Here is a 13,274-nt window from a genome sequence, read left to right as displayed (position 1 = left end):
TCCCCGGGTTTGTCTCTGAAGTGCAGGCCGGTCTGGAGGAAGACATCAGCGGATACCGTCCGCGGCGAATTCTGCGACCTGCTCGGCGTTCGAGGAATCGATGATGGTGGGCCCGGTGAGGACCGGCTGGCCGCCGCCAAGTTCAAACCCGCCGCGTGTGTGCTGCCAGAGCGCGTCAACCGCGCCGTATCCCTGCAGCCACGGCTGCTGGTCAACCGTGAAGACAACATCGCCGCTGACGATCTTGTCCGCCAGGTCGGGGTTCAGGTCGAAGGACGCCACCTTGGCGCCGCTTCCGGAGGCTTCCACGGATTTGAGGATCGTCAGCGTGTAAGGGGCACCCAGGCCAACGACGACGTCGGCATCCGCGGTTGCCTGCAGTTTGGCCGTCACAGTGGACTCCACCTGGGTCATGTCGCTTCCCTGGACGTACAGGATTTCGGTGCCGGGTACTTCCGTCTTCACGCCCGCGCATCGGTTTTCATGTCCCACGTTGCCCTGCTCGTGGATGACGCAGATGGGATGCGTGTAGCCATCCGTTGCCAGCTGCTGTCCCACGGCTTCTCCGGCGAGGCGTTCGTTGGAACCAAAGTGGGTGAAGGCTCCGAGTTCCGCGGACCTGTCCTCCCCGGAGTTCAGGCTCACCACGGGAATCCCGGCGGCCTCTGCCTTAGCGAGAGCTGAAGCCACTGCATCCGGCTTGGCCAGGGTGACGGCAATTCCGTCCACGTTCTGTTCCACGGCCTGTTCAATCAACTGGGCCTGCCGGCCGCCCTCGGGATCCGAGAGGTACTGCAGTTCCACGTTGTCTTTTGCCGAGGCTTCTTCCGCGCCCTTGCGCACAATGTCCCAGAAGGTATCTCCGGGGCCGGAGTGGGTGATGAGCGCGATCTTGATGCGGTCGGTGTCGGCGACGGTGCCGCCGTTGCCGCTGTCCGCTTCGGGGGAGCGTCCCCCTGAGCTGGAGCAGGCACCTACGGCAAGGAGCGGAACCAGCACTGCTGCAGCCGCCAGTTTCCGCAGGGAAAGGTTGTGTGACACGAGAGTCTCCTTCGTCTTCGTGGCCCATCCCCGTGGTCAGCGGCCCACAGCCGGAGGCACGTCGCCCCAGCTTGGGCTCTCTGAACACAAATATAGCGACCTCCTCCACCAATTCAAAGAATTGTCAAGACATGCCGGCAACTTTTTTGCAAATCGGAGAACCGAAATCTGCGGACCCGTGCCGCGGGCTGATCAGTGATGATCCGCTCTACCGCCGGATCCGCCGGATCCGCCGGACCCCTGACCCGCCTCGATGTCCGGCGCTGGGTGGACCGGCATATCGGGCCGAGTGATCGGGCAGGGATTTGGAATCGATCTCGACGGCGACGGTGGGCCGGCATCGTTTTACTGCTGAGGGTCATTCAGCCCTGGCGGAGCGGCGCGGCTGGGCATGCCCAGGCGCACCTGGACTGATGTGATTTCTTCATCGGTTAGGAACCACACGGCGTCAAACTCATGCAGCACCGAATCACTGATCAGCGTCTCGTTGATGAATCCCGGCAAAGTGGCGGCATAGGCAGGTTCGGCGTCCGGGTTAGCGGCTTGCCGCAGAGGATCGGGAGGTCGCGGGCAAGCACTGTGTACATGCCTCCTCGTGCTCACGTCCGCTCCGTGGGTTCGGCGGGGCCAGCAGCGGACCAAGCGCCGGATGTTGTTGACGCCCATGCGGCCGGCCCGATGACAGCAACACAGACTCCGGCTCATGCGAACGGTACGAAGAAGGTGGACGGGAAGATTTCCGCTGCGCCGAGTACATCCATGGGTAGTTCCTCCGCGAGGCCCACCCCGATGCCCCGCGAATAGACGTCACGCTGATCCGCCACGTGGCGAGGACATCCGGAGCCACTGCGGACCGCTGACCTTCTGCTGTGGCGGCCGGTGCCATCCTTCTGGTGCATGGCTGAAGCCATATGCCCATCCCTGCCGCTGGAACTTGACGCGGTCAAGGGCCTTGCTTCGTCACCTGATGGCTCCAAAACCAGAAATTAAAAAAAGAATTCCGCTCAGGGCTGACACGGCCGTATCAGAGGGCTAGCGTTTTTGTCGAGAGGACAGCACGGCAGCGGTAATTAGCCGTACGGACAATCCGGATGTTGGAACTATCGCCGCACCTCGCACACGGTCCCGCCGCGGCCCTTGGAGACGTGTTGCACCCTCAGCAAAGCGGCTTCAAACGTGGTCGATGCCAGGAGGGCCTGTCATGCTGGAGAATCCCGAACATTTGGTTTCGGTGGGTCCCGTCAACCCGAAAACCGGCTTTCCGCTGTGGTACAAGGATTCTGCTGGCGTTCGGCTCGAACAAGCGCTGTCCTCCACTGACGTGAACACTCCGGCAGTGGGAATTGAGGAGATTTTCAACTCCAGCCGGTTGGGCGCTCCCGCCAAACTGCCGGATGAATCGTTTTACTGGCTGGCCGAAGCCCGGATGGTCACCGGCGGCGGCACGCGCCGCGGCCGGGCCAGAGTGGTCCTCGCCCTAGAGGCGACTTTCGCCGGAACCGGAGCAGTTGTCGACGGGCAGCAAATCGTCTTCGCCCGGATACGGTGCAGAATCGATGATGGTGTACCTCTGAGCAACTACGTAATTACGCATCCGTTCGGACAGATTGAAAAAGAAGCTGACGATCGTGGCCGGGTCTTTGTCACCGAAGACATCGGTGTGGCACCACTGCAGTTCGAGGATGCCCTGTCCGGGAACGTTGCACCATTCCTGAAGTGGACGTCCGGCGCAGCCAGGGGACCCGGTGAACCGGATCCCCCCGCAGGGTACTTGGGCGACGGGTCTCTTGCGCATACGATCACCGGAAGCCCCTTCGGAACGAACTTCATTCGCATTAAAGGCACCAACATTTCCGAGGGGAACGGACCCCGGGATCCTGATGACCCCGGAAACCCCGACAAGGCATTTACCAATCTCTTCACCGTCCAGGGACGCCTGGCCACTGTTGTGGGAGTCGGGCTCGATCGAGCCGCTTACGCCCGCGATGCGGCCGGAAATGTCGCATTGGACGTTTTTGTCGACTCGGAGCCCGGCCAAACCCTGACCGTTAGTGGCGCAGGAGTACCCGATACCGCACTCAACGGCAACGGCGGCAGCTACTACGCCCGGGTCAATACCGGCACAACAGTGCCAACCTCGGTAACAGTCACCAACGCCGGTGATGTGCCACCCAGCAGAGCCACCGGCGCCGTCACTGACGCCGTGGATGTCAGCGGTGCCAGCTACGACCCGTTGACCCAAACACTGACGGTCACAGCCGTCTCTTCCGACGCCGTTGCCGCGCCGGCCCTCACCGTGTCCGGTGATGACTTGACCGACAACCCTCCGGGACCCATCCCCGGCATCACCGCTCCCCCTGCTACCGTGACCGTTGCCTCCGCCCTCGGCGGATCCACCACTCGGGCCGTGACCGGTGTGAACTGAAGATATCGAGCCTTTTCTGAACCGAGGCACGTCATGAGCTATACACTTTTCGGCACTTTCATTGAGGCCTGCGACTGTACTGTGATTTGTCCGTGCTGGGTTGACGATGATCCGGTCGGTGGCCACTGCACCGGACTTGTTGCCTGGGACATCGACGGCGGGAAGCTGAATGGAATCGACATTGCCGGCCGCCGAATCGTCAGTGTCTCCAGCCACTCGGGTAACCGCCGTGCCAGCACCAACACAACCAGCATGCTGTATATCGATCACGCAGCCAGTGAGAGTCAGTTCCGGGAGCTGACTGAGGTCTTCAGCGGACGGATTGGCGGGCCGCTGAAAGGCCTGGCTGCGGTCAGCGGTGTGGTTCTCGGAAGCGAACGGGCCACTATTTCCGTGGACCCAGCCGACGACGGACAATGGCAGGTGCTCGTCCACACCGGCAACCCGGAAGTCCCGGTGATCCTGGCTACCGGTGAACCGAAAATGTTCGATGAAGGCACAGACCCGCTGACCCTGAAACATACCGCCCTCGATAAGGAGCTCGGAATTCCTGTTGGGCAACCCACAGTCATCGCTCAGCAGGGACACGACTTTGCTGTCAACGTGGGTGCCCTGCCCGCAGGCACTTTGACCGTGGAGGGCCGTTCCGGCATGCGGGGTTCTTTCTTTTACACCTTCAATGATTCAGGCAGTGATTCCGATGACGAATCTCGCGGGTAGCCTCAGCGGCCCTCCACAAAGAATCACTGAACGGACGCTAACCCTCACGATCTTGGCCCTTGCGGCCGCCGCCTGGGTCACCATTGCTTTCACTCACGGCACCTCACTGGATCACCACGCACTTGGTGCCCTTCTGCCTGACACCGAGGCCGGCCATGACCCTACAAACCATGACCCTACAAGCCATGGGACGCACGCCGGGGGATCAGAGCTGTATTCAGTGACGCTGCTGGTGCTCAGCGGCTGGTTTCTGATGATCCTGGCCATGATGCTGCCTCCCGCACTCCCCCTGGTGCAGACAATGCGAAGCCTCACAGCTCAGCAACGCCACAGCCTGTCACTCCTGGTTCTCGGGGTCGGGGCGTTCATCGCCATTTGGGTGGTCGTTGGCGCACTCATGCTCGGCGGAGACGCTATGTTGCATGCCGTAGTCCAGCAGCAATCCTGGGGTGATCGTGCGGCCCCGTTCGTCACCGGCGGAGTCCTTGTTGCCGCGGGCCTCTATCAGTTCTCCCCTCTGAAGCGTGCCTGCCTCCGTGCGTGCAGGAGCCCCCGCAGTTTCGCCCTTGCGCATTGGAGCGGTCGCCGGAGTCCAGCCGCGGAAATGATCAGGCTCAGCAGCTCTTATGCGGTGTCCTGCGTTGGCTGTTGCTGGGCCCTTATGGCAGTTTCGCTGGCGGTCGGCGCAGCGGTTCTGCCAGTCATGGTGATGCTTACGGTCGTAATGGCCGCCGAACGCCTTGTTTCTTGGGGCCGACGGCTGGTCATCCCGGCGGGATTCACCTTGCTCCTGTTTGGGGTGCTGATTGCGCTCCGGGCACTGCCTGTTGCCACTACTTGATCTTTGTGAGGTACCCCAAATGCTGACTTCCCGGACTTACAACGTCGTAGCGATGTCACTGCCGATCGTCTATACGAAGGACGGAGACCATGATCCCAACGGAATGCTCTTCGCCTTACAGAAGTACAAACCGCTTTTGCAGTTCATATCAGAGCAGTGGGAGGAGAATGACAACTTGCTGCCGCGCCTGCACCGCCGGCGCCAGCTCATCCAATTGGTGGTTGACGGTCTGGAACGGTTCAGCCGGATGCGGGCCAAGCTGGCCGGCGGCAATGCCGGGGACCACGCCCTGCTGGCCGAGCTGGGCGCGGATGCGGAGGAACCCGACAGGGAGGACCCTGAAACCCGGGGAGAACATCTGGACCCCCGACGGCGGGCTGTCCGGCAAAATTATCTGGCCACAGTCGAGGAAGTTTGTTTGGCCCTCAAGGAGCTCACGCGCGGGCAGATCACCAAACTTGTTGCGGACCCGCTGATACTCAGTGGGTGGCGGCTTTCCTGGCAGCAGGCCCTCAAGAGCGTCGACGCGGCCATCACCGTCAGGCTCGCAGCTATAGACAAAGCCTTTGACCTGATGGCGGCCTCCCTCCCGGCCGGCAATCTGCCCCCGCAGCGTGTCCGGCAACTGATGCTCAACGATCACCGGAGCGCGCAGGTCACCGACGAACACGCACCAGCCTATGACCGCTTCAACCCGCTTAAACCGATCCCGCTTGTCCGCCCGCTGGTACTGCGGGCGTGTGCCGGGGAGACCCTGCAGGTTCGGTTGCAGAATGAGATCAAAGGCCGTCGGGTAGGACTGCATCTGCAGGCCGAAGGCCTCGGCGGCGTGGACTCAGACGGGGCATACGACAGCGGCGTGCGTTTCGGCGACGGCGCCCACGTCGGCAGGAACTACGACAGCACCGTATGTTTCGGTGAGAATCCGCGAACCTATTATTGGCGCGCGGATCACGAAGGGGTCTGGCCCATCAATGATCTCGGTGATGTTCGCGGCACCGAGGAGGGGACCAACGTGCACGGGCTGTTCGGTGCTCTGGTGGTCGAGCCACCCGGCTATACCTGGAAGGATCCGGAAACCGGGGACACAGTTGATGACGGAATGTACGTCGACATCATCCCGCCCAACGAGCACCCGTACAAAGAAAACGGGAAACTCGATCCGAAGCATCAGGCATTCGTGGACTTCCATCTGGACAATGTCCCGCGCAGCTTCCGGGAGTTCACCGTCTTCCTGCATGATGAACCGGAGATTCACAGCGGCTACCACCTGGCGGGTGAACACACGGTAATGCCGCTGTCCTACCGGGCCGAGCCAATGCCCAACAGGCTGCCGCACAAGATGCGCCGCTACGCAGAGACCACATCGGTTGAACCTGATCCCGGTCAGGAGGGTATCGACTTCTCCGCAGTGAAAATCGAACTCGACGACGAGCTGAACGAGGTGTTCTGGATCGCCCGGGATGCCGACGGGACCTTCCTTGAACGGGTGGCGGGAGAAGAACAGCACCACAGCTCCTGGCTTTTCAGCGATCCGGTTACCCCGATTCTCCGCGCATACCGCGGAGACCCGGCACGGATACGTCTTGTCCACGCCGGTGTCAAAGAAACCCACGTCTTCCACCTGCACGTCCATCAGTGGCGGGCCGTTCCCGCCGACACCGCGCCACCGTCGGTGTGGAAGAACGGCCGAAAACGCGGCTCACAGCTGCTGGACTCAATAACCATTGGCCCGCAAACCGCTCAAACAATTGACCCGTTGTACGGCTCCGGCAGTCGACAGAAGGCAATCGGTGACGTGATCTGGCATTGCCATCTCTACCCGCACTTTCACCACGGTATGTGGGGTCTTTGGCGCAGCTTTGATCGGCTTGTCGACGGGCACCGCGCATACCCCGACGGGACTCCGTGCCCGGCGCTCAGGCCCCTTCCCGGACGAATACCTCCGCCGTCAACCAACAAACAGCCGGGTTTCCCCTGGTTTATGGATGCGGTTTATCCACAGAAGTCTCCACCTCCGCCGGCACTGCGGCGCCAGGATCTGGGTGGCCGGCGGCAGCTGTTGCGGATGCCGATGCATTCCGCGAAAGAGCTTGCAGCCTTCGATCCCGGCTGCATCGCACACCCGCACCCGGGAGCCCTGTTCGTCGACCTCGACACCTGGGCGCGCAAATGGAACAATTCAGCCGAACTGCCCGAGCAGCGGATACTTACCTACGACGTCGAAGTCCGTTCCTCGGACGCAAAGTACAACAGTAATGGGTGGCACGACCGCCGCGCCCATCATTACCGCATCACCGGCGTACAGGTAGCTACACTCGCCTCTGATGGCACTGTAGTTGACAAGACCCGACTGAAGCCGCCTGAACAAGCTCCACCATTCCGGCCCGAACCGTTTTTCCCCCGGGCTAACCACGGCGACATTGTCGAACTGAATTTTCACAACGAACTCGGGTCTTTCCCAGCAGACGATTTTGACCTGGCAACATTGCCGGTGGAGTGCGGACTGCATGTCCATCTGGTCAAGTTCGATGTGCTGGCCGCCGACGGATCCTCTACCGGCTGGAACTATCTTTCCGGAGCCAGTTCCCAGGAGGCAGTGGGAACCAACGAGCCGGGCCTTCCTCCACGCAACGTTGGCCGGCACCGGTGGGTGGTTGATGAGGAGTTTGGCCCCTGTTTCTTTCACGACCATCTGCTGGCCAATTACCGTCAAAAGCACGGTTTGTTTGCCGCACTCATCGCAGAGCCCCAGAGATCGCGGTGGTATCTGCCCGACCAAACCACAGCCGCCTGGACAGGACCGCAGGCCGTCATTCGACCGCCGGCAGACTCAGAGCTGCCTAATTACCGGGAGGGGTGCCTTGCAATCGGGGATTTCATCCCTCTCTACCGTGCTGACGGCGCTCCGCTGAACAGGCCACACGAGCTTGGCGGCGACGATGATCCCGGGGCAATGGGCGTGAACTACCGAAACGCCCCGCTGAGGTTCCGCGGCGACGCTCCCTCGGAGTGGTTCAGCTCCAGCCGCGGCGCTAATGAAGAGGCGGTAGCTGCAGCGGCCGGCATAGACGAGGAGGAAATCGCGGCCGAACCTGAACCGGTACCCGCACCCGGCCGCCCTGCCCGGGACCGCGGTGACCCGGACACCGAGATCATCAACAGCTACCCCGGTGAACGGCTGCGGCTCCGTCTCATCCAGGGCTCGCATGAGGAGCAACACAGCTTTACGCTGCACGGACTGCGTTGGCGCAAGGAATGGCACAACTCTGCCTCGCCGCTAGTCAACCAGCAGACGGTGGGCATATCCGAGGCCTTCACCCTGGACATCAATCCTGCTGCCGACAGCAGCTACGGCATTGGGGACCATCTTTGGGCTTTCACGGCCATGGATGATCTTTGGCTGGGCTGCTGGGGACTTGTGCGTGCACTGGCGCCCAGCGAGCAAAACCTTGCCGTCCTGCGTCCGCTGCCCCGGGTGGGGCTCAGCCATCTTCAGGTGCAGGAAGCTATCAAGGCTACCCGGCCCGCCCCGCCGCGCCCGACGTTAGTCAAGGGCACGTGGGTAGACGCGCACAACAACCCTGTCGCGGTCCGTGAATACACGGTGGCAGCCCGGCGAACGGAGCACCTGTATTCCGGGCACGCGCTCACTGATCCCTGGGGCTTGATTTACGCCCACGCAGACGGCTGGCGCAGGGAACTCGATGAGGAAGGCAAGCTGACGGACAACCGGCGGGGAGTCAACGTGGATGCTTCGGGGCAACCCTTGGTCCTACGTGCGCATCCGGGAGAATGGATCCGGCTAACCCTGGTCAACGAAGTCCTGCTGAAGGACGACGACCCTGACCGGGAAGGGCTGCTGCAACTGCCGGACTTTGGTCCCGAGATCAGTCCGCCGCGGCTGCCGATCGAGCACGTCGACCAGTTGGGCTACCCGGACGAGAGGGTTGTCAGTCCCCGGGTGTCGCTGCACCCGGGGCTGCTGCGCTTCGATGTAGTCAGCGATGACGGGTCCTACGTCGGCCACAACCACGACAGCACGGTCTCCGCGCTGAATATCGGCGAGGACCATGACAGCCACCGCGAGGGCGGTCAGGTCGAAGAGCGGAAGGATCACACCGCCGACCATGCCCAGGTCAATTGGCGCGAGTACTGGTGGTACGCGGACAAAGCGCTCGCCCCGGACAAACATTCCAAGGGGCCGGGACAGGTCTGCTACCTGCATGACATGGGCGATATCCGCAACCACCGCCACCATGGCCTCGTCGGGGCTCTGGTGGTCGAGCCGGCCGACTGTGCCCCTGAGGGGAACTGGTGGGGACCTGCTGCCAACATTGTCGACCGAGACGGGAATCCGGTTGCCCGGGAAATGGTCATTTTCTTCCAGGATGGACTCCGGCACTTCATTGCCGGTGATCCCGATCTGCCGGTCCGCGACGTCGTACCGGGAGACGATCCGGAGGACGCCGGCCAGAAGGGCATCAACTACCGTGCGGCTCTGGTGAACACCTCTGAACGCCTGGCAGTGGAAAACCCACCGACACCAACGTTTACCGCAGCCCCCGGGGATGACCTGTGGGTCCGTCTGGTCTGTGCCGCCGACAAGCCGCGCAACCACACCTTCACTCTTCATGGGCTGGCCTGGCGGTTCGCACCCTGGGTTAATAACGGGCCGTGGACCGACTCATTGTCCGGGCTCGCTGCGGGCAACACCAGCGACCTCACGGTCCATGTCGCCGATCCGGGCGATCATGCCTACCGCAGCGGAGTGTTCCGGTGGGCAGTTGGCCAAGGCATGTGGGGGCTGATCAGGGTCCAGCCGGCGGAGTCCGGAGAAGATCCATAAGCCCCGCGACGGTCATCCCGCACAAAAGAAAGCACCCCGGTCCTAAGACCGGAGTGCTGCCCAATGGGCGATTGTTCCTTTGGTGCCCGAAGTGGGACTCGAACCCACACACCTCTCGATACTGCATTTTGAGTGCAGCGCGTCTGCCAATTCCGCCATTCGGGCATTCCCTGCGGTGTGAATCACAAGTTCACAATCCGTGTTGGGCGCAAATCTACTGTACATGCGGATAGGCTATTTCTGTGAACTGTCAGTTCGCACACGGCAGTCCAACCGCACCCTGAGGAGCACCTGTGTCTGAGTCAACCGAGCCCGCCCCCTCCAACACGCCGGCACGGCGAGTCATTGTCGCCGAGGATGAGACGCTGATCCGCCTCGACATTGTGGAAATTCTCAAAGGCGAGGGATACGACGTCGTGGGTGAAGCGGACAACGGCGAAAAGGCCGTAGCGCTGGCCACCGAACTCAAGCCCGACCTGGTCCTGATGGACGTCAAGATGCCCGTCATGGACGGCATCACGGCCGCCGAGCAGATCGTCAAGGCACGCATTGCGCCCGTGGTCCTGCTGACCGCCTTCAGCCAGAAGGAACTGGTGGACCGGGCCCGCGAGGCCGGCGCCATGGCCTATGTCGTCAAGCCCTTCACCCCGGCCGATCTGATCCCGGCCATCGAGATCGCATTGTCCCGCCACGAGGAAATCAAGGCCCTCGAGGAAGAGGTCAGCGACCTCAAGGAGCAGTTCGCCACCCGCAAGCTGGTGGAACGCGCCAAGTCCCTCCTGACCACCAAGATGGGCCTCACCGAACCCGAGGCCTTCCGCTGGATCCAGAAGACCTCCATGGACCGCCGGCTGAGCATGCGCGAAGTAGCCGAGACCATCATCAACCAGGTCAACTAGGGTTTCGGAGCGCACGCCCGGCCGCGCAGGCCGACAAGAAGAGGGCCCCGCCGTTAAGCCAAGGCGAGGGCCCTCCTCTTAAGCATTTCAAATTCCTCCTGGTTGATCGATCCCGCGTTCAGCAGATCCTGCGCCTTGGCAATCTCGTCGCTTGGGCTCGCGGCAACCCGGCGGATGTAGTCCTCGGTGGATGCCCGAGCGGCCCTGGACTGGTCGATGGCGCGTTCGTTCATGCCCTTGCCCCGGGCAATGATGTACACGAGCACCGTCAGGAACGGGAAGATGACCATAAAGATGATCCACGCGGCCTTCGCCCAGCCGCTCAGGCTCTGATCCCGGAAGAGGTCACTGATGACGGCAAAGAGTGCAAAGAGGTAGGCAAAGAACACCGCAGCGCTCAAAACCCACCAGACGATATTCCACAAGTTGTCCCAAAAATCCATACCGGTTTCCCGCTTTCGCTTCGGGTGCATTACGCCTGCCGATAGCCCCCAGCGGCACGACGACGGCGGGGTCTCCCCGCAGGTCTTTCCAGTATTGACGTCCCGCATCAGCAGAACCATGCTTCCCGGCCATATACGGGCGGCACAGGACAAAACTCCTGTATCCGCAGACCCCCGCTGTCAAAGCTTCTCCGGGGCGGCCCCGTTATGTGGTGGCGTGCACTGCGAGGATGGGCGGCCGCCCGCTTGGCGAAACTTAGCGCTGATGCTCCATATCTGAAATACTGGATATCAATGTATGGAGTTGGATAGACAGTGAGCAAAAAGCTGCCCGGCCGGAGAACCGGCCGGGCAGCTTGGCAGAACTCGGTTTAATCCAAACTAGATGGACTTGGCCTTGCCCTTGTTGGAGCTCTTGATCGGCCACGGGCCAACCTTCTCCTTGACCTGCATCTGTCCGTCGAGGCGCTGACCGGCGTCGGCGATGTCCCCAACCTTGTGAACCTTGATGGAGTTGGTGGAACCGGCCTGTCCGGGAGGCGAACCGGCGGCAATGACCACGAGGTCATCGAGTTCCACGAGGTCGTTCTCGAACAAGGTGCGGTCCACCTGGGCGGTCATCTGGTCGGTGTTCTCAGCGAACTCCACCAGCATCGGCTGGATGCCCCAGAACAGGGTCATGTAGCGGTAGGTTTCAGCAACCGGAGTGAAGGCCAGAACGGGCTTCTTCGGGCGCAGGCGGGAGAGCCGGCGGGCCGAATCTCCGGACTGGGTGAAGGTGCACACGAACTTGGCGTCCAGCTGGTCGGCAATCTCAACAGCGGCACGGGTGATGGCGCCGCCGCGGGTGCGCGGCTTGGAACCCAGGGCCGGAACGCGGTTCAGGCCGTGCTCCTCAGTGGACTCGATGATGCGTGCCATGGTGGTCACGGTCTCGATCGGGTACTTGCCCACGGAAGTTTCACCGGAGAGCATTACCGCGTCGGCACCGTCAAGAACGGCGTTGGCGCAGTCGGAAGCCTCGGCGCGGGTGGGGCGCGGGCTGTCGATCATGGATTCCAGGACCTGGGTTGCCACGATGACCGGCTTCGCCCAGCGGCGGGCCAACTCAATGGCGTTCTTCTGCACCAGAGGGACGTCTTCCAGGGGAAGCTCAACACCGAGGTCGCCGCGGGCAACCATGATGGCGTCAAAGGCGTCAATGATTTCCTCGATCGCAGCAACTGCCTGCGGCTTTTCGATCTTGGCGATGACCGGAACGCGGCGGCCTTCCTCGTCCATGATTTCGTGGACACGGCGCACATCAACGGCATTGCGCACGAAGGACAGGGCAACCATGTCAACGCCGGTGCGGATGGCCCAACGGAGGTCGGCCTCATCCTTGTCACTCATGGCGGGAACGCTCACAGCAACACCGGGCAGGTTCAGGCCCTTGTTGTTGGAGACGGGACCCGGAACGGTCACCTCGGTGACAACCCGGACGTCGTCCACCGCAGTGGCGCGCAGCGAAACCTTGCCGTCGTCCACGAGGAGGGTATCCCCCACGTTGACGTCATTGGGCAGGCCGGTGTGCGTGGTGGAGACAATTTCCTTGGTGCCGGGAACGTCTTCAATGGTGATCGTGAATACGTCACCCTTGTTCAGGTAATGCGGGCCGTCAACGAAACGTCCCAGTCTAATCTTGGGTCCCTGCAGGTCGGCGAAAATGCCGACCGGCTTGCCCAGTTCTTCCGAAGCGCGGCGCACGTTGTCGTAGACGGACTTATGTACGTCGTGATCGCCATGGCTCATGTTCATGCGAGCAACGTCCACACCTGCACGGAGGACCGCGAGCGTGTTTTCATAACTTGCGATTGCGGGGCCGAATGTGGCCACAATTTTTGCGCGTCTCATATGCTCTAGCCTAGTCTCCTTGCAGCGATTACGCATGAAGGCAGGCCGCTCTGACCTTCGGCAGCTTCCACTGCGCCCCGTGTTATTGGTCTCAAAAAACCTCGGGCAAGCACGCAGCGGGTCTTTCCCCGGACGATAAACAAACGCTTATTGCATGGATGCA

General features: G+C 61.9%; 9 protein-coding genes, 1 tRNA gene and 1 pseudogene. 5 read left to right on the top strand and 6 right to left on the bottom strand.

Annotated elements, in window-relative coordinates; translation table 11 throughout:
- Positions 1–45: 45 nt before the first annotated feature.
- The 3 genes and pseudogenes from AC4D2W_RS01495 to AC4D2W_RS01485 all read right to left on the bottom strand — a co-directional run bounded on the left by AC4D2W_RS01495 (position 46) and on the right by AC4D2W_RS01485 (position 1,865).
- Positions 46–1,041, bottom strand: coding sequence for a substrate-binding domain-containing protein (locus AC4D2W_RS01495; protein ID WP_490925145.1), 996 nt, complete (start codon positions 1,039–1,041; stop codon positions 46–48).
- 351 nt (positions 1,042–1,392) lie between these two features.
- A pseudogene (locus AC4D2W_RS01490) lies at positions 1,393–1,548 on the bottom strand (inositol 2-dehydrogenase); the annotation flags it as partial.
- Between the two features lie 194 nt (positions 1,549–1,742).
- On the bottom strand, positions 1,743–1,865 hold the full coding sequence (locus AC4D2W_RS01485; RefSeq protein WP_490925144.1) for a hypothetical protein: 123 nt from the start codon (positions 1,863–1,865) through the stop codon (positions 1,743–1,745).
- Between the two features lie 377 nt (positions 1,866–2,242).
- On the opposite strand from AC4D2W_RS01485, the gene AC4D2W_RS01480 reads away from it, so the two are divergent.
- The 4 genes from AC4D2W_RS01480 to AC4D2W_RS01465 are packed head-to-tail and all read left to right on the top strand — an operon-like array spanning position 2,243 to position 9,876.
- Positions 2,243–3,466: a hypothetical protein gene (locus AC4D2W_RS01480; protein WP_490925143.1), complete on the top strand. Its 1,224-nt coding sequence runs from the start codon at positions 2,243–2,245 to the stop codon at positions 3,464–3,466.
- A 33-nt stretch (positions 3,467–3,499) separates the two neighbouring features.
- Positions 3,500–4,186 (top strand): DUF1326 domain-containing protein, encoded by a 687-nt coding sequence (locus tag AC4D2W_RS01475; RefSeq protein ID WP_490925142.1) that lies wholly within the window; start codon positions 3,500–3,502, stop codon positions 4,184–4,186.
- Complete coding sequence (locus AC4D2W_RS01470) at positions 4,146–5,027, top strand: DUF2182 domain-containing protein (protein ID WP_490925141.1); 882 nt, start codon at positions 4,146–4,148, stop codon at positions 5,025–5,027. The genes AC4D2W_RS01475 and AC4D2W_RS01470 overlap by 41 nt, the downstream gene beginning before the upstream one ends.
- 19 nt (positions 5,028–5,046) lie before the next feature.
- The gene (locus AC4D2W_RS01465; protein ID WP_490925140.1) at positions 5,047–9,876 is read left to right on the top strand and encodes a multicopper oxidase domain-containing protein; all 4,830 of its coding nucleotides are present in this window, start codon (positions 5,047–5,049) and stop codon (positions 9,874–9,876) included.
- Between the two features lie 80 nt (positions 9,877–9,956).
- Here AC4D2W_RS01465 and AC4D2W_RS01460 read toward each other — a convergent pair.
- Positions 9,957–10,041, bottom strand: a tRNA-Leu gene (locus tag AC4D2W_RS01460).
- A gap of 128 nt (positions 10,042–10,169) precedes the next feature.
- On the opposite strand from AC4D2W_RS01460, the gene AC4D2W_RS01455 reads away from it, so the two are divergent.
- Positions 10,170–10,775: an ANTAR domain-containing response regulator gene (locus AC4D2W_RS01455; RefSeq protein WP_400932021.1), complete on the top strand. Its 606-nt coding sequence runs from the start codon at positions 10,170–10,172 to the stop codon at positions 10,773–10,775.
- A gap of 53 nt (positions 10,776–10,828) precedes the next feature.
- Here the strand turns inward: AC4D2W_RS01455 and AC4D2W_RS01450 are convergent, their stop codons facing one another.
- Together AC4D2W_RS01450 and pyk are read right to left on the bottom strand one after the other, a co-directional pair.
- Positions 10,829–11,218 carry a PLDc N-terminal domain-containing protein gene (locus AC4D2W_RS01450; RefSeq protein WP_490925139.1) on the bottom strand — a complete coding sequence of 130 codons (390 nt, stop codon included), beginning with the start codon at positions 11,216–11,218 and terminating at the stop codon, positions 10,829–10,831.
- 381 nt (positions 11,219–11,599) lie between these two features.
- On the bottom strand, positions 11,600–13,111 hold the full coding sequence (gene pyk, locus AC4D2W_RS01445) for a pyruvate kinase (protein WP_490925138.1): 1,512 nt from the start codon (positions 13,109–13,111) through the stop codon (positions 11,600–11,602).
- Positions 13,112–13,274: the final 163 nt, after the last annotated feature.

The organism is Arthrobacter sp. TJ-58, from assembly GCF_058269295.1.
Note: the sequence above shows the minus strand (reverse complement) of the source record. Positions and strands in the feature narration are given on the sequence as shown.